We start from the raw sequence: 15199 nt of genomic DNA on the forward strand, positions 1-15199 counted from the left end.
CTTTTTCTTATGACAAATTCAACAACCTCACCTGTCGATGACCACGACACACGGTCATGACAGGAACCGGTGTAGACACAACACCCCCAAACCGAAGAAAAAGGTTACCGCAAAAGGCACCAAACCATAGGTTTCAGCCAGGGACTCCTTGCGGCCCATGTCTTTCTCTATTTGGTCAATTTCCTTGTCGATTGCCGCCAGGAAACGCTGAGTTGAACTGCTCATCCCTTCATCCTCTTTTGACGCCAGCCTAATCCCGCCGAATACCGACGGCAAACTCCTTCCAACCCCAAATGTGTCTCAAGCGATTTCACCGCCTGGAAGTCAAATCTTGAGCCAGAAGGTTCCGACGGTAGTAATCGACGCTGTTGCCACCAAAATCGGATAAAACAATCCCTCTCGCTTCAACTTCACCGTCTCTGCCTTCAGTTTTGCGGTTTCCGACCTCAACTTTTCAGTTTCGATTGCCTTTCTGCGATTCTCGACAAGCAGGGCTTCGAGCTCCGCATTTTCTCTGTTGTCTAAAAGCATCCGTTGCCTCCACGTTCATCCAAGGTGCAGGGAACATTGTGCAATGGCTCGAAAATGAAATATGCCGGTCGTCTCCGACGTTTCTGTAGGAAGCGTCTCCATTTGAATTAATCGTGTCGGCCCATAGATCTACCAGCCCCTGCGCCCGCCCCCGTTTTGCTTTAACATGTCGCCCTCTTTATACGTGCCCTGCCCTGTTTTCGGAGTCTTCCCCATGACGGCCCACGCCGACCTTTCGCCGACCCTGCAACTCGCCTGCGACCTGATTCGCCGCCCTTCGGTCACCCCGGTGGACGCCGACTGCCAGAAGCTGATGATGCAGCGCCTGGGCGATGCCGGCTTCACGCTGGAGCCCATGCGCATCGAAGACGTCGACAACTTCTGGGCCAGCCACGGCACCCAGGAAGGCCCGGTGCTGTGCTTCGCCGGCCACACCGACGTGGTGCCCACTGGTCCGGTCAGCGCCTGGCAGACCGACCCGTTCGACGCACTGATCGACGAGCAGGGCATGCTCTGCGGGCGCGGCGCGGCCGACATGAAAGGCAGCCTGGCGGCCATGCTGGTAGCGGCCGAGCGCTTCGTCGGCGACTACCCCAACCACCGCGGCGCGGTGACCTTCCTGATCACCAGCGACGAGGAAGGCCCTGCCCACCACGGCACCAAGGCCGTGGTCGAGCGCCTGGCCGCGCGCAACGAGCGCCTGGACTGGTGCATCGTCGGCGAGCCGTCGAGCACCAACCTGGTGGGTGACGTGGTCAAGAACGGCCGTCGCGGCTCCCTGGGCGCGACCCTGACCGTGCGCGGCAAGCAGGGCCACGTGGCCTACCCGCACCTGGCCCGCAACCCCATTCACCTGGCTGCCCCGGCGCTGGCCGAACTGGCCGCCGAGCACTGGGACAACGGCAACGCCTTCTTCCCGCCCACCAGCTTCCAGGTGTCGAACCTGAACTCGGGCACCGGCGCCACCAACGTGATCCCGGGCGACCTGACGGCCGTGTTCAACTTCCGCTTCTCCACCGAATCCACCGTGGAAGGCCTGAAGGCGCGCGTGGCCGCCATCCTCGACAAGCACGAGCTGGACTGGCACGTGGACTGGGCGCTGTCGGGCCTGCCGTTCCTCACCGAGCCCGGCGCCCTGCTGGACGCGGTGTCGGCGAGCATCAAGGCGGTCACCGGCCGCGAGACCCAGGCGTCCACCAGCGGCGGCACCTCCGATGGCCGCTTCATCGCCACCCTGGGCACCCAGGTGGTCGAGCTGGGCCCGGTCAACGCCACCATCCACCAGGTCAACGAGCGCGTGCTGGCCAGCGACCTCGACGTGCTGACCGAGATCTACTACCAGACCCTGGTGAAACTGCTCGCATGATGCTCACCTGCCCCATCTGCAACGCCGGCCTGGCCAACGCCAGCGCCGGCAATGGCGTGGTCTGCCCCGCCGGCCACAGCTTCGACCGCGCGCGCCAGGGTTACCTGAACCTGCTGCCGGTGCAGCACAAGAACAGCCGCGACCCCGGTGACAACCAGGCCATGGTGGAAGCGCGCCGCGACTTCCTCAACGCCGGCCACTACTCGCCCGTGGCCCAGCGCCTGGCGGAGCTGGCCGCCGAGCGCCAGCCCGGTCGCTGGCTGGACATCGGCTGCGGCGAAGGCTACTACACCGCGCAGATCGCCGAGGCGCTGCCCAAGGCCGATGGCTATGCCCTGGACATCTCCCGCGAGGCGGTGAAGCGCGCGTGCAAGCGCAACCCAGCCGTCACCTGGCTGGTGGCGAGCATGGCGCGCATCCCGCTGCCCGACGCCAGCTGCCAGTTCCTGGCCAGCGTGTTCAGCCCGCTGGACTGGCAGGAGGCCAAGCGCCTGCTGGTGCCCGGCGGTGGCCTGATGCGCGTGGGGCCGACCCGCGAGCACCTGATGGAGCTGCGCGAGCAGCTGTACGATGAAGTGCGCGAATACGTCGACGACAAACATTTGCTGCAGGTGCCCGACGGCATGAGCCTGGCCCACAGCGAGACGCTGACCTTCAAGATCAAGCTGATCGACGGCCCGTCCCGCGCCAACCTGCTGGCCATGACACCCCATGGCTGGCGCGCCAGTGCCGAACGTCGCACAAAGGTCATCGAGCAGCCGCGGCCGTTCGTGGTCACCGTGTCCATGCGTTACGATTATTTTGTGCTGCAACCCTGATTCCCGAGTGAGTACGTCCATGCGCCAACCCGATATCGAGATTTACCTCAAAGACGCCGACGTCGACCACAAGGCCATCGCCGCGTGGCTGGGCGAGGCCCTGGGCCCGTGCAGCGACTGGGTACAGAAGGGCCAGACCTGGAAGTGCAAGGCCGGCAGCGTGCCAGTGACCTGGCTGCCCAAGGCCGTGGGCAAATGGAACAGCCTGTACCTGGAAAGCGACCAGACGCCGTGGGACGACGACATCGCCTGCGCCCGCGCCGCCTTCGCCGCGCTGCAGGTGGAAGTCCGCTGCGCACCGGGCAGCTGGGTGGAAGAGGAAGGTGAAGAAAGCGCCGACACCTGGATTCGTGTCAGCGCTGACGGTGAAGAGCAGATCACCTGGCGTACCAGCTGACGCGCACCTGTAGCCGCTGCCGCCGGCTGCGCGTGCCTTTGTTCACACTGGAATCTCCAGCGCGGCAGAGGGCCAGCGCAGCCTACGGCAGCGGCTACACGTCACGCGTTACCCGTCACAGCCCCTGCACGTCCTCCGCCTGGGGGCCTTTCGGGCCGTTGACCAACGCATACTCCACCTGCTGCCCCTCTACCAGCGACCGATGCCCATCGCCACGAATGGCGCGGAAATGCACGAACACATCGGCCCCGCCCTCACGCTGGATAAAGCCATAGCCCTTGGCATCGTTGAACCACTTGACGCTTCCTGTCTCACGAGACGACATCGGCACTACTCCGTTTTTTCTATTTATGGGACACAATTATTCTGCCGGCGGCGCTTTTTGCCGGACGATCGAGCCTGTAGAGTGCCGAGCATCCGTTTCAAGCAAGCACAGGCCTTATGACCCGTTTCCCGTTCCGCCGCTTTGCCTTTGGCACCCTGCGCCGACTGCTGTACCTCTGGGTTCGCTCGGAGACCATCAACCAGTCGTCCTTCACCCTGAACCTGGACCGCAGCCGGCCAGTGTTCTATGTGTTGCAGTCGCCGTCGGCCAGTGACCTGGCGGTGCTGGACACCGAGTGCACCAAGGCCGGCCTGCCGCGCCCGGTGCTGCCGGTCGCCGTTGGCCAGCTGCTGGAACCCGCCGCCTTCTTCTACCTCACCCCCGAGCCGGACTGGCTGGGCCGCCACGACAAGCGCGGCGCGCCACCGACCCTGGAGCGCCTGGTAGCGGCCATTAGCCAGAATGCCGAAGAAGATGCACAAATCATTCCCGTCAGCGTGTTCTGGGGCCAGACCCCGGCCAGCGAGTCCAGCCCCTGGAAGCTGCTGTTCGCCGACAGCTGGGCGGTCACGGGCCGTCTGCGCCGGCTTGTGAGCATCCTGATCCTGGGCCGCAAGACCCGTGTGCAGTTCTCCGCGCCGATTCATTTGCGCGAGCTGGTGGCACAGAACAAAGGCCACGAACGCACCCTGCGCATGACCCAGCGCCTCCTTCGGGTGCACTTTCGTAACCTCAAGGCCGCAGTCATTGGTCCAGATATTTCCCACCGGCGTAACCTGGTCAAGGGCCTGGTCCACGACAGCCAGGTGCGCCAGGCCATCAGCGAAGAAGCCGCACGGCAGAACATCCCGCTGGAAAAAGCCGAGGCCCTGGCCCTGCGCTACGGCAACGAGATCGCCTCGGACTACACCTACACCGCCATCCGCTTCCTGGAAGTGGTGCTGAGCTGGTTCTGGAACAAGATCTACGACGGCATCAAGGTCAACAACATCGAAGGCGTGCAGGACGTCGCCCCCGGCCACGAAGTCATCTACGTGCCGTGCCACCGCAGCCACATCGACTACCTGCTGCTGTCCTACCTGCTGTTCCGCAACGGCCTGACGCCGCCGCACATCGCCGCCGGCATCAACCTCAACATGCCGGTGATCGGCGGCCTGCTGCGCCGTGGCGGGGCGTTCTTCATGCGCCGCACCTTCAAGGGCAACCCGCTGTACACCGCGGTGTTCAACGAATACCTGCACACGCTGTTCACCAAGGGCTTCCCCGTCGAATACTTCGTCGAGGGCGGGCGCTCGCGCACCGGGCGCATGCTGCAACCCAAGACCGGCATGCTGGCCATCACCCTGCGCAGCTTCCTGCGCTCGTCGCGCATGCCCATCGTCTTCGTGCCGGTGTACATCGGCTACGAGCGCGTGCTCGAGGGCCGCACCTACCTGGGCGAGCTGCGTGGCGCCAGCAAGAAGAAGGAGTCGATCTTCGACATCTTCAAGGTCATCGGCGCTCTCAAGCAGCGCTTCGGCCAGGTGGCGGTGAACTTCGGCGAGCCGATCAAGCTGGCCGAATTCCTCGACGCCGAGCAGCCAGGCTGGCGCGAGCAGGACCTGGGCCCGCAATACAAACCCCAGTGGCTGCATGAAACCACCCACCGCCTGGGCTCGCAGGTAGCGCAGCACCTCAACGAGGCGGCAGCGGTCAACCCAGTGAACCTGGTGGCCCTGGCGCTGCTGTCCACCACGCGCCTGGCCCTGGACGATGCGGCCATGGCGCGGGTGCTGGACCTGTACCTGGCGCTGCTGCGCAAGGTGCCCTACTCGCCGCACACCACCTTGCCGGACGGCGACGGCCGCGCGCTGATCGACCACGTCAAGGCCATGGACCTGCTGTCCGAGCAAAGCGATGCGCTGGGCAAGATCCTCTACCTGGACGAGCAGAACGCCGTCCTCATGACCTACTACCGCAACAATGTGCTGCACATCTTCGCCCTGCCGGCGCTGCTGGCCAGCTTCTTCCAGAGCAGCTCGCGCATGAGCCGCGAACAACTGCTGCGCTATACCCGCGCGCTGTACCCGTACCTGCAGTCGGAGCTGTTCATTCGCTGGTCCCTGGACGAGCTGGACGCAGTGATCGACCAGTGGCTGGAAGCCTTCGTCGAGCAGGGCCTGCTGCGCTTCGAGAATCAGGTGTACCTGCGCCCGGCGCCCAGCTCGCGCAAGTTCGTGCTGCTGACCCTGCTGTCGCGCAGCGTCGCCCAGACGCTGCAGCGTTTCTACATGGCCATCGCACTGCTGCTCAACAACGGCCAGCACGCGCTGAGCGCCGAGGAACTGGAAGACCTGTGCACCATCATGGCCCAGCGCCTGTCCATCCTGCACGGGCTCAACGCGCCGGAATTCTTCGACAAGAGCCTGTTCCGCCACTTCATCCAGACCCTGCTCGACCAGGGCGTGGTCACCCGCGACGCCGCCGGCAAACTGGGCTTCCACGACAAGCTGGGGGAGCTGGCCGAGGGCGCGGCCAAGCGCGTGCTGCCGGCGGAAATTCGCCTGTCGATTCGCCAGGTGGCGCTGCACCGCAGCGACGAAGCCTTCCAGGGCAGCTGAAGTGCCGGGCGTTTATCCGTATCCTGTGCACTCCTAGGCTGCATTCGATACGGAGATCCGCCCATGAAGCAACTCACCCTGGTCCTGTTGAGCGCCCTGCTGGGCGCCTGCAGCAGCTTCGACAGCGCCCCCCAGGCGAGCCTCGACGGCGAAGTGTTCTACCTGCAACGCATGGCGCTGCCGCCATCGGCCACCCTCAGCGTGAGCCTGCAGGACATTTCCCTGGCCGATGCCCCGGCCCAGGTGCTGGCCAGCCAGAACGGTCCCATCAAGGGCCAGGTGCCACTGCCCTTTCACCTGCAATACGATCCCCGGCAGGTCCAGCCCGGCCACCGCTACGCGGTCAGCGCCCGCGTCGAGGCCGAGGGTCAGCTATTGTTTATCAGCACCGAGCAGCACACCGTGCAGCTGGACGGCAAGGACCCGCAGCCCCTGCGGATTCGCCTGAACCCTGCCCGCTAATTCAAATACGCAAAAGGACGCATCCATGCTTCGTCGTTCCGCCCCCTTCGCCGGCCTGATGGCTGGCCTGCTGCTGTGCACCCACGCCTTCGCCCTGGACCTGTCCAGCCTGTCCCAGGGGGACGCCAGCGGCGGCCTCAAGGACGCCCTGACCCAAGGTGCCCAGGTGGCCGTCAAGCAGCTGGGCACGCCCGGCGGCTTCAGCAACAACCCGGACGTGCGCATTGAACTGCCAGGCAAGCTGGGCAAGGCCGCCAAGGCCATGAAGAAGTTCGGCATGGGTAGCCAGGTCGACGCCCTGGAAACCAGCATGAACCAGGCCGCCGAAGCCGCCATGCCGCAAGCCCAGGCACTGCTGGTGGACGCCGTGAAGAAAATGACCGTGACCGACGCCAAGGGCATCCTCACCGGCGGCAACGACTCGGCCACCCAATACCTGAGCAAGACCAGCCGCGAACAGATCCGCGCCAAATTCCTGCCCATCGTCAAGCAAGCCACCGACAAGGTCGGCCTGGCGCAGAAATTCAACAGCTTCGCCGGCCAGGCCGCCAGCCTGGGCGTGATCGACAGCAAGGACTCGAACCTGGAAGGCTACGTGACCGAACAGGCGCTGAACGGCCTGTTCAAGGAAATCGCCAACCAGGAAGCCAGCATCCGCAAGAACCCGGCGCAGGCGGCTACCAGCCTGGCGAAGAAGGTGTTTTCGGCGCTGTAACAGCGGCCGCATGGCCGCGTCACGGGCGCTCGCGCTTGCTCTGATACACCGCGCGGGGCGGACGCAGCCTGTGGCAGCTGCTACGGGATGGGTTTGTAGCAGCGGCCGCAGGCCGCGTCAGGGGCGCTCGCGCTTGGCCTGATGCACCGCGCGGCGCGGACGCAGCCTTCGGCAGCTGCTACGGGATGGGTTTGTAGCAGCGGCCGCATGGCCGCGTCAGGGGCGCTCGCGTTTGGCTTGATACACCGCGCGGGACGGACGCAGCCTGCGGCAGCTGCTACGGGCTTAGAAGCGGTACACCGCCGACAGCACCGCCGATCTTCCGTCCCCATACTCGATGGCCGAAGAACGCTTATTGTTGCCCTCCACCGTGCGTACCCGCTCCACGTAGTGGGTGTTCAGCAGATTATCGACGTTCAGCTGCAGGTCCAACTCCTTGGTCACCTTGTACCCGAGCATGGCCTGGTGCACCCAGTAGCCATCCACCTTGTAGGTGGCGTCGTCACGCAGGTTGCGCTCGCTTACGTGGCGCAGGCCGTAGCCCAGGCGCCAGTCACCCGGCAGCTGGTAGGCGGTCCACAGGCTGAAGGAGCGTGGCGGGGTATTGGCCAGGGCCTGGCCTTCGGCACGCGGGTTGTTCCTGGATTTCAGGGTTTCGCTATGCATGAAGGTGTAGTTGGCAATCACCTGCCAGTGTTCGCTGAGGTTGCCGGTGGCGCCCAGTTCCAGGCCTTGTACCCGTTGCAGGCCGGCCAGCAGCGACTCACGGTTTCGAGCTTCTCGCGCACGTTGTCCTTCTGGGTGCGGAACAGCGCCGCGTTCAGCTGCAGGCCGCCCGCCAGCAGGTCCCACTTGGTGCCCAGTTCCCAGGTGCGGCTGGTTTCCGGATCAACCTTATGGGTGCCCTGGGTCACGCCGTAGCCACCGGTGACCAGGCTTTCGGCGGACGGGTTGAAGGAATTGCCATAGGCCAGGTAGATACGGCCGTTGGGCGCCGGCTTGTAGACCAGCCCGGCGCGGTGGCTGAGGAAGCCGTCGCGGGTGTCGTACTGGGTGCGGGTGTTGTCCGGCTTGCGTTCCAGGCTGCTGCCGTCGATCCAGTCCTGGCGCAGGCCCAGCATCAGGTCCCATTGCGGGTGCAGGCTCAAGGTATCCAGGGCGTAAACGCTGGTGGTCTGCAGGCGGTTGCGCAGGCTGGCTTCGCGGGTGCGGCTGGTGGGCCCGGCCCAGTAGCCTGGCGGGTTGGCCAGGTCGTACACGTGGTCGGCGGCCAGCTTGCGGATGTTGTAGTTGCTGGCGTCGCGGCGGTAGCGCTCGAAGGACAGGTCCATGCCGGTCACCAGCGTGTGGCCGATGCCGAAGGTGTCGAAGCGGCTGGTCAGCAGGGTGCTGTTGAGCCACTGGTCGGTGACGATCTCGCGGCCATAGCCCTGGGGCCCGGCAGGCCGGTATTTGCCCGGCGGCAGGCCGTCGCGGTCGACGTGGGAGGCCGACACCACGCCGCTGCGCTGCACCCGCGAGTAGCGCAGGGTGTTCTGCAGCGACAGGGCGTCGCTGAAGTCATGCTCGAACAGCGCGCTGAGACGATCGGTGGTGATCTGGTCCTTGTCCAGGTTGCGCCAGCCGAAATAGGCGTCGCGCTTCACCCCCTCGATCAGCTTGCCCTTGAAGGTGGGCAGGCCGTAGTCGGGCAGGTTGTCATCCCGCTGGTGCAGGTAGCTGAAGGTCAGGCGGGTGTCGTCGCCCAGGCCCAGCAGCACCGAGGGCGCCAGGCCCCAGCGCTCGCGCTCGATCTGCTGGCGGCCGGGTACGTCGTTGCCGTGGGCCATGAGGTTGAGGCGCACGGCGCTGCCGGTGCCCACCCCGGCCAGCGGCTGGTTGGTGTCGAGGGTCAGGCGCCGGTAATGGTTGGTGCCCAGGCCTGCGCCCAGTTCGGTGAAGGCTGCGCCGGCCTGCGGGGTCTTGCTGACCAGGTTGACCGTGCCGCCGGTGGTGCCGGCGCCGCCGAACACCGAGTTGGGGCCCTTGATGACCTCCACCGCCTGCAGGTTGAAGCTGTCGCTTCGGGTGGTCTGTGGGCTGTCGCGCAGGCCGTCGAGCAGCACGTTGTTGGTGGCGTTGAAGCCGCGGATGTTGAGCAGGTCGCCCGAGCCGCCGCCGCCCTCGCCGGCATCAAAGGTGATGCCCGAGACGTTGGACAGCACCTGGCGCAGGCTGAGCGCGTTCTGTTCGCGCATCACCTGCTCGCCGACCACGGTGACGGTCTGTGGGGTGTCCAGCAGCGACTCGGTGAGCTTGCCCGATGCCGAGCGCTCGGCCTTGTAGCGTTGCTGGCGCTCGCGCTCGGCCTCCACCTGCACGCTTTCCAGCTGCACCGGCGCGCCTTCGGCGAACGCCAGCCACGAGCAGGACATCAGTGCCAGGCCGCTGGCGGGCCGGCCCAAAGCCGATCGTTGATGTGCCATGAAATACTTCCTCCCCCAATAATTTGAGGGGGAAGTCTACGGGCGAAAAAGCCGGAAAAACCGTCGCCAAAAAAATCAGGAAACGTCCTACTTTACGTCTGTAGGACGCAAATCCCCACTATTTCAGTGCTTTCTTCGGGTAGATGTCGTAGCGGCTGGACTTGCCTTCCAGGCTGTGGCTGGGCTTCGGCCCTTCGATGCACGGTGCCTTGCGCGGGCGCTTTACCACCACCCGGTGGGTGGCCAGGGCCAGGGCTGCCGCCAGCAGGGCCGGGGCGTCCATGTCGTCACCCACCAGCGGGCGGAACAGGCGCATTTCCTTCTTCACCAGGGCACTTTTCTCACGGTGGGGGAACATGGGGTCCAGGTAGATGACCTGGGGCGGCTCCCCCTGCCATTGGCTGATCAGCTCGATGGAGTTGCCCTTGAGCAGGTGCATGCGGGCGACGATGGCGCCCACCTCGGCATCGCCCTGGGCGCGGGCCAGGCCGTCTTCCAGCAGGGCACCGATGATGGGCTGGCGCTCGATCAGGCTCATCTCGCAGCCCAGGCTGGCGAGCACGAAGGCGTCCTTGCCCAGGCCGGCGGTGGCGTCCAGCACGCGTGGGCGCACGCCCTGCTGGATGCCCACGGCCTTGGCGATCATCTGGCCGCTGCCGCCACCGAACAGCCGGCGGTGGGCCACTGCGCCCTCAACGAAGTCCACGCGCACCGGGCCCGGCGCGTCGGGGCCCAGTTGCTGCAGTTGCAGCCCGGCCTCGGTGGCCTGCAGGGCGAACTCGGCATCCGGCGCATCCAACGGCAGCGCCAGGCGCTGGGCCCATGCCTGGGCCTGGGGTTCAAGGGCGCTGGTGTGCGCCTCGACGCGGATGCATACCGCCGCTTGCTGCTCTGCCATGAAAATTCACTACTCAAAAAAATTTAAAGATCGACCCATTCGGCCGATAAGGAATATGTCAGGTATTTTGCCAGAGCCAGCGCCCTTTAGTGCCATGAGCAACCTTCAAACCACCTCCATTGGCTACATTTCGCCCCACGGCGACTTCAGCCGCCAGAACACCCAGGCATTGGGTGGCATCAGCCACCTGTGGTCGGACTTCTTCGCCCAGGCGATGGCAGACCAGGTGGGTGATGCGGCCGAGGGTAGCCTGGCGTTGCCCAGCCCGGCGGTGGACCCCGAGGTAGAGCCTGCCGGTGGTGGCGACGTGCTGGCGCAGATCACCTCGCAGCGCCTGTGCGACGTGCAGGATACCGAAATAGCCCCGCCCGAGCCGCTGTTCCTGCCCAAGGCCGAGCTTGAAGCCGACCTGCTGCAGAAAGCCGCGCCGCCCTACCCGCCTGAAGAAATCGTGGACCAGCAGAAGCAGCTGGACTTCGACAACGGCTGGGTGCGCCCCGTCGTGATGAACGCCAACCAGCCGCAGCCTGAGCCAGGGCCTGCGCCCGAGCCCAAATCCCTGTTCCTGCCGATCGCCGAGTTCGAGTGGGACCTGGCCGACAAGCATGTGCCGTATGACGCGCAGACGCTGGCCGAGCAGGACAAGCAGTTCGCCTTCGACACCAAGTGGGCGCGGCCGTTGGTGGTGAATAATTTGCGTTTGGCGGCGTGATGGCTGACGGGCGCATGCCAGTGCTTTTGTAGCGCCCTCTAGACCGAGCGCCGCCCGCGCGGCGCATCGCGGGCAAGCCCGGCTCCTACCGTTTGTTTCGGGCCAATTTTTCCTGCAAGGCCGTTACCACCGCGGCACCACCGCAGATTGGCAGCGAACAAACAAGGCGGACCTTCGGATGGCACAGGCATAACTGGCCCGAAACAGATGTAGGAGCCGGGCTTGCCCGCGATGCGCCGCGCGGGCGGCGCGCGGTCTCAAGGGCAGCAACACCCTCAAGACATGCACCTCCCAAATCCTCCGCCCGACAGCTTTTGAAACAACCCCACGGTTGTACCTCATCCCCCGCAGGGATAGGTTACCCCCGTCACTGCACATCAGTGACCGGGTGTGAGAGCCCGCACCGATGAACCCCAACGAAGCTCCAAACAGCTTTGCAAGGCGCCTGTTCGCCTGCAATATGCTCTATGGCGGCAGTGTACGGGCAAGCTCACGCTTGGCCGGGTTGGGGTTTTACCGGTGCTCTCACCCCGTGCACGGCCGCCACCTAATCGTGTGAGAGCGAATGTCGCGGACATCAAACCCCAATCGAGATCACATAATGTCTGATTTAGTACCCGCCCCACCGAAAAACCAACCCATCTTCACCGTCCACCCCAGCCTCCCCACCGAAGAAGTCCTGATGCACGCCGCGCACCTGCTCGACTGCATCGCCAGCACCGCCTACGAACACGCCGACGGCCTCCACGGCCACGAACGCCATCAAGGCATGGCGGTGTACCACCTGGTGGAAATGGCCCGGCCCCTGGTAAACGCGGCCATCGAAGGCCTCAACCCCGAACACCCATAACCCGTAGCAGCTGCCGAAGGCTGCGTCCGGCCACACCGCGGGTTGCGTTTGGGACGCGGCCTGTGGCCGCTGTTACAGCAGGCCCAATTGCTCCGCCACCGGCTCGCGCGGGTGTTCCGGCAGGGCCGGCAGGCCGGGCAGGCGCTGCATCAGCTGCTCATGGAAGCGCCGCGCCAGCAAGGGCGCGCGGTGGTTGTCGGAAGTGTGCAGGAAGATGTAGGGCGTGCGGCCTTCCTCGATCCATTCGGCGATCTTGCCCACCCAGGGCACCAGGAAGCTGTCATTGGCCGGCAGGTCCGGGTGGCCGATGAAGCGCACCTGTGGACACTGGCTGAACGCCGTGGGCCGCGGCGGCACCTTGGGTTTCTTCGCCTGGGCGTCGAGCACGGCGGCGCTCTGGTCGGTGCAGCTGAACAGTGCACGTGGGTCCAGGCAGATACGCTCCACCTGGCGCCCCATCAACAGGCGGTTGAGCACCCGCTCCTCATCACCCCGGGCAAAGAACGCCGGGTGGCGCACTTCAACGGCCACCGGCTGCTGCAACTCATCGATGAACGCCACCAGTTCGGCCAGGCGCTGCGGGCCGAAGGTGGCCGGCAGTTGCAACCAGAACGGCGCCACGCGGCCGCCCAGGGGCTTGAGCAGTTGCACGAAGGATTCAGCGGCCGGCAGCAGGTCGCGCAGGTCGCCGCCGTGGCTGATTTCCCGCGGGAACTTGGCGGTGAAGCGCAGGTGTTCGGGCATGCTGGCGGCCCACTTCGCCACGGTGGCGGGGGCAGGCTGGGCATAGAAGGTGGTGTTGCCTTCCACGGCGTTGAAGACCTGGCCGTACAGCTGCAGGAACGCAGTGGGCTTGGCATCCGCCGGGTACAGGTGGTCGCGCCAGGCCAGCTCGCTCCAGGAAGGACAACCGAGGTAGTACGGCAGCAGGGACACAGTCAGATATGAACGTCCAGCCCCAGCACGTCCGCGTCCCACTCCACGAAGGTGGCGGTGGTGAGGTAGCTGCTCAGGGCGGTGGCCACCCGGCGGCTCATGGAGCGGTGGAAGATCATGTCCTGCGGCCGCGCCGGCAGGTTGCTGACCGCGCCGCCACGGGGGGCGCTGCGCTGGGCAGACGGCTGCACCTCGAAGTCGCCTTCCAGGTCTTCGGCGTCGTCGGCCTGCGCCAGCGCCTTGCGGGGCTTGCGTTTGACTGGGTAGGAACTCGACGAAAAACCGTCTACGCGCATGACTGCTTACTCTGGACCAATGATGGCAATTTAGCGGCACTGATGCGGGTAAGCAAATGCCCTAGTGATAACTAGAGCACAGTTCCCGCAAAAGGTTTCATCTATGCCGCAGATACCCGATGAACTGCCGGTAAAACCGACAGTTAGCGGCGCCATTCGTCGGTCAACGAGCTTTTGGCGTGGCCACTTTGTCACGCAGGTACACCGGCTGCGCCAGGTCGGCGGCAACGGCCTCGCCACGGGCCCAGCCGCCTTGCGCCAGGGTCAGCAGGTCCAGCGCGTGGGGCAGCAGCGTGGCGTCGCAGGCCGACGCTTTCACGGCCAGGCGCTCGCCGTAGCCCCAACCGGTGCCGGCGCCGTACCAGTCGCCCTGGGCGCCAGCCGGCAGCGTCACCAACTCGGGTGCCAGAACGGCTTCGTCGCCCACCAGCTTCATTTCCCCGCCGTCGGCTTGGTAGCAGCCCCAATACACCTCGTCCATGCGCGCGTCGATGGCCGCAGCCACCTGCCGGGCGCCCTGTTCACGCAGCGCGCGCTGGGCCAGCAGGGCCAGGTTGGACACCGGCAGCACCGGGCGGTCGAGGCCGAAGGCCAGGCCCTGGACCACGCCAATGGCGATGCGCACGCCGGTGAAGGCGCCCGGGCCACGGCCAAAGGCGATGGCGTCCACGGCCGACAGGCCAATGCCCGCCTCGCCCAGCAGCGCCTGAATCATGGGCAGCAGCTTTTGCGCGTGCAGGCGCGGGATGACCTCGTAGTGGCTCAGCACCTTGCCATCATGCAGCAGGGCGACAGAGCAGGCTTCGGTAGCGGTATCCAGGGCCAGCAAGGTGGTCATTGCGCGAATCCATCAGAAAAAAGTGCAGCATTATAAACGTCAACGGCCCGCAAGCGGGCCGTCGGTGATCGAATGATTCGATCAGCTCAGGGCAGCCAGCACCTTGGCGGTGATGGAGTCTACCGAACCCACGCCTTCGATGTGGCTGTAGACCGGCTTGCCTTGGGCAGCGGACAGCTTCTGGTAGAAGGCCACCAGCGGCTCGGTCTGCGCGTGGTACACGGACAGGCGATGACGCACGGTTTCTTCGGTGTCGTCCTTGCGCTGGACCAGCTCTTCACCGGTCTCGTCGTCCTTGCCAGCCACTTTCGGCGGGTTGTAGACGATGTGGTAGACGCGGCCCGACCCTTCGTGGACACGGCGGCCGGCGATACGCTGGACGATTTCTTCGTCCTTGACCGCGATTTCAACCACGTGGTCCAGCTCCACGCCAGCGCTCACCAGGGCTTCGGCCTGGGGAATGGTGCGCGGGAAGCCGTCGAAGAGGAAGCCGTTGGCGCAGTCGGCCTGGGCAATACGCTCTTTGACCAGGGCGATGATCAGGTCGTCGGAGACCAGGCCGCCGGCGTCCATCACGCTCTTGGCCTTGATGCCCAGCTCGGTGCCGGCTTTAACGGCGGCACGCAGCATGTCGCCGGTGGAGATTTGCGGAATACCGAACTTTTCGGTGATGAACTTTGCCTGAGTACCTTTGCCGGCCCCGGGAGCTCCCAGCAGAATCACGCGCATCGATATGCTCCTCAACTTTTTATATGGAAATCGTCAGACCCGCCCCAGCGCAGCTAACTGCCTGAAGCCAATCCCAAAATCGGTTGGTGGCCACAAAAACGGCCAAAAGGCTGACCAAGATACACAGCGGCTCAAAGCCACACAAGCCGTCCAAAGCAGGAACAACCTGCGTCCCATGCGCACGCCCCCGGAAGGTGGCGCCCGGTGCAACCGTGACCGGTTGCTAGCCGGGGCCGCCGCCTGGCGCGCTCCCCTCACAGA

The 15199-nt window shown here is 65.2% G+C and carries 16 protein-coding genes and 1 pseudogene; 8 read left to right on the forward strand and 9 right to left on the reverse strand.

The annotated features are described in order from the left end of the window. Positions 1–54: 54 nt before the first annotated feature. Both AC0Z2B_RS11675 and AC0Z2B_RS11680 read right to left on the reverse strand, forming a co-directional pair. Positions 55–225, reverse strand: a complete 171-nt coding sequence (locus AC0Z2B_RS11675; protein WP_473005592.1) for a hypothetical protein — start codon at positions 223–225, stop codon at positions 55–57. A gap of 99 nt (positions 226–324) precedes the next feature. After that, on the reverse strand, positions 325–531 hold the full coding sequence (locus tag AC0Z2B_RS11680; protein ID WP_473005591.1) for a hypothetical protein: 207 nt from the start codon (positions 529–531) through the stop codon (positions 325–327). 214 nt (positions 532–745) lie between these two features. Here AC0Z2B_RS11680 and dapE point away from each other — a divergent pair, with 214 nt between their 5' ends. The 3 genes from dapE to AC0Z2B_RS11695 are packed head-to-tail and all read left to right on the forward strand — an operon-like array spanning position 746 to position 3112. Continuing rightward, on the forward strand, positions 746–1897 hold the full coding sequence (gene dapE / locus AC0Z2B_RS11685; protein ID WP_416422831.1) for a succinyl-diaminopimelate desuccinylase: 1152 nt from the start codon (positions 746–748) through the stop codon (positions 1895–1897). Then, positions 1897–2715, forward strand: coding sequence for a putative RNA methyltransferase (locus tag AC0Z2B_RS11690; RefSeq protein ID WP_416427546.1), 819 nt, complete (start codon positions 1897–1899; stop codon positions 2713–2715). Before dapE ends, AC0Z2B_RS11690 begins: the two co-directional genes overlap by 1 nt. 19 nt (positions 2716–2734) lie before the next feature. Then, complete coding sequence (locus tag AC0Z2B_RS11695) at positions 2735–3112, forward strand: hypothetical protein (protein ID WP_416422830.1); 378 nt, start codon at positions 2735–2737, stop codon at positions 3110–3112. Positions 3113–3227: 115 nt separating this feature from the next. Here AC0Z2B_RS11695 and AC0Z2B_RS11700 read toward each other — a convergent pair whose 3' ends face one another. Continuing rightward, entirely contained in the window at positions 3228–3437 is a 210-nt protein-coding gene (locus AC0Z2B_RS11700; protein WP_476296797.1) for a cold-shock protein, read from the reverse strand. Positions 3438–3553: 116 nt separating this feature from the next. Here AC0Z2B_RS11700 and plsB point away from each other — a divergent pair, with 116 nt between their 5' ends. The 3 genes from plsB to AC0Z2B_RS11715 all read left to right on the forward strand — a co-directional run bounded on the left by plsB (position 3554) and on the right by AC0Z2B_RS11715 (position 7214). Next, the gene (gene plsB / locus AC0Z2B_RS11705; protein ID WP_476296799.1) at positions 3554–6037 is read left to right on the forward strand and encodes a glycerol-3-phosphate 1-O-acyltransferase PlsB; all 2484 of its coding nucleotides are present in this window, start codon (positions 3554–3556) and stop codon (positions 6035–6037) included. 63 nt (positions 6038–6100) lie between these two features. Then, entirely contained in the window at positions 6101–6499 is a 399-nt protein-coding gene (locus AC0Z2B_RS11710) for a YbaY family lipoprotein (protein ID WP_416422827.1), read from the forward strand. Positions 6500–6524: 25 nt separating this feature from the next. Continuing rightward, positions 6525–7214, forward strand: a complete 690-nt coding sequence (locus tag AC0Z2B_RS11715) for a DUF4197 domain-containing protein (protein WP_476296801.1) — start codon at positions 6525–6527, stop codon at positions 7212–7214. Positions 7215–7499: 285 nt separating this feature from the next. Here AC0Z2B_RS11715 and AC0Z2B_RS11720 read toward each other — a convergent pair. Together AC0Z2B_RS11720 and AC0Z2B_RS11725 are read right to left on the reverse strand one after the other, a co-directional pair. Beyond that, positions 7500–9679, reverse strand: a pseudogene (locus AC0Z2B_RS11720) (TonB-dependent receptor). A gap of 118 nt (positions 9680–9797) precedes the next feature. Continuing rightward, positions 9798–10577: a class I SAM-dependent methyltransferase gene (locus tag AC0Z2B_RS11725; protein WP_416422823.1), complete on the reverse strand. Its 780-nt coding sequence runs from the start codon at positions 10575–10577 to the stop codon at positions 9798–9800. Between the two features lie 94 nt (positions 10578–10671). Between AC0Z2B_RS11725 and AC0Z2B_RS11730 the strand changes: the two genes are divergently transcribed. Together AC0Z2B_RS11730 and AC0Z2B_RS11735 are read left to right on the forward strand one after the other, a co-directional pair. Continuing rightward, positions 10672–11289 (forward strand): energy transducer TonB, encoded by a 618-nt coding sequence (locus AC0Z2B_RS11730; RefSeq protein ID WP_476296803.1) that lies wholly within the window; start codon positions 10672–10674, stop codon positions 11287–11289. Positions 11290–11890: 601 nt separating this feature from the next. Then, positions 11891–12139, forward strand: coding sequence for a DUF6124 family protein (locus AC0Z2B_RS11735; protein ID WP_416422820.1), 249 nt, complete (start codon positions 11891–11893; stop codon positions 12137–12139). 72 nt (positions 12140–12211) lie between these two features. On the opposite strand, the gene AC0Z2B_RS11740 is transcribed toward AC0Z2B_RS11735, so the two are convergent. From AC0Z2B_RS11740 to adk, 4 genes are all read right to left on the reverse strand, one after another. Then, entirely contained in the window at positions 12212–13081 is an 870-nt protein-coding gene (locus AC0Z2B_RS11740) for a DUF72 domain-containing protein (RefSeq protein ID WP_476296957.1), read from the reverse strand. Then, positions 13078–13371 carry a hypothetical protein gene (locus tag AC0Z2B_RS11745; RefSeq protein WP_416422819.1) on the reverse strand — a complete coding sequence of 98 codons (294 nt, stop codon included), beginning with the start codon at positions 13369–13371 and terminating at the stop codon, positions 13078–13080. The genes AC0Z2B_RS11740 and AC0Z2B_RS11745 overlap by 4 nt, the downstream gene beginning before the upstream one ends. A 163-nt stretch (positions 13372–13534) precedes the next feature. Next, positions 13535–14209, reverse strand: a complete 675-nt coding sequence (gene tsaB, locus AC0Z2B_RS11750) for a tRNA (adenosine(37)-N6)-threonylcarbamoyltransferase complex dimerization subunit type 1 TsaB (protein WP_473005583.1) — start codon at positions 14207–14209, stop codon at positions 13535–13537. A gap of 81 nt (positions 14210–14290) precedes the next feature. After that, entirely contained in the window at positions 14291–14938 is a 648-nt protein-coding gene (gene adk / locus AC0Z2B_RS11755; protein WP_416422817.1) for an adenylate kinase, read from the reverse strand. Positions 14939–15199 lie beyond the last annotated feature (261 nt).

This window comes from Pseudomonas sp. GYB4201, from assembly GCF_056312595.1.

Coding starts and splice junctions, on each gene's coding strand:
- AC0Z2B_RS11725 (WP_416422823.1), bottom strand. CDS start 10,577: ATGGCAGAGCAGCAAGCGGCGGTATGCATCCGCGTCGAGGCGCACACC.
- AC0Z2B_RS11735 (WP_416422820.1), top strand. CDS start 11,891: ATGTCTGATTTAGTACCCGCCCCACCGAAAAACCAACCCATCTTCACC.
- dapE (WP_416422831.1), top strand. CDS start 746: ATGACGGCCCACGCCGACCTTTCGCCGACCCTGCAACTCGCCTGCGAC.
- AC0Z2B_RS11690 (WP_416427546.1), top strand. CDS start 1,897: ATGCTCACCTGCCCCATCTGCAACGCCGGCCTGGCCAACGCCAGCGCC.
- AC0Z2B_RS11745 (WP_416422819.1), bottom strand. CDS start 13,371: ATGCGCGTAGACGGTTTTTCGTCGAGTTCCTACCCAGTCAAACGCAAG.
- adk (WP_416422817.1), bottom strand. CDS start 14,938: ATGCGCGTGATTCTGCTGGGAGCTCCCGGGGCCGGCAAAGGTACTCAG.
- AC0Z2B_RS11730 (WP_476296803.1), top strand. CDS start 10,672: ATGAGCAACCTTCAAACCACCTCCATTGGCTACATTTCGCCCCACGGC.
- plsB (WP_476296799.1), top strand. CDS start 3,554: ATGACCCGTTTCCCGTTCCGCCGCTTTGCCTTTGGCACCCTGCGCCGA.
- AC0Z2B_RS11700 (WP_476296797.1), bottom strand. CDS start 3,437: ATGTCGTCTCGTGAGACAGGAAGCGTCAAGTGGTTCAACGATGCCAAG.
- AC0Z2B_RS11680 (WP_473005591.1), bottom strand. CDS start 531: ATGCTTTTAGACAACAGAGAAAATGCGGAGCTCGAAGCCCTGCTTGTC.
- AC0Z2B_RS11710 (WP_416422827.1), top strand. CDS start 6,101: ATGAAGCAACTCACCCTGGTCCTGTTGAGCGCCCTGCTGGGCGCCTGC.
- AC0Z2B_RS11715 (WP_476296801.1), top strand. CDS start 6,525: ATGCTTCGTCGTTCCGCCCCCTTCGCCGGCCTGATGGCTGGCCTGCTG.
- AC0Z2B_RS11695 (WP_416422830.1), top strand. CDS start 2,735: ATGCGCCAACCCGATATCGAGATTTACCTCAAAGACGCCGACGTCGAC.
- AC0Z2B_RS11675 (WP_473005592.1), bottom strand. CDS start 225: ATGAGCAGTTCAACTCAGCGTTTCCTGGCGGCAATCGACAAGGAAATT.
- tsaB (WP_473005583.1), bottom strand. CDS start 14,209: ATGACCACCTTGCTGGCCCTGGATACCGCTACCGAAGCCTGCTCTGTC.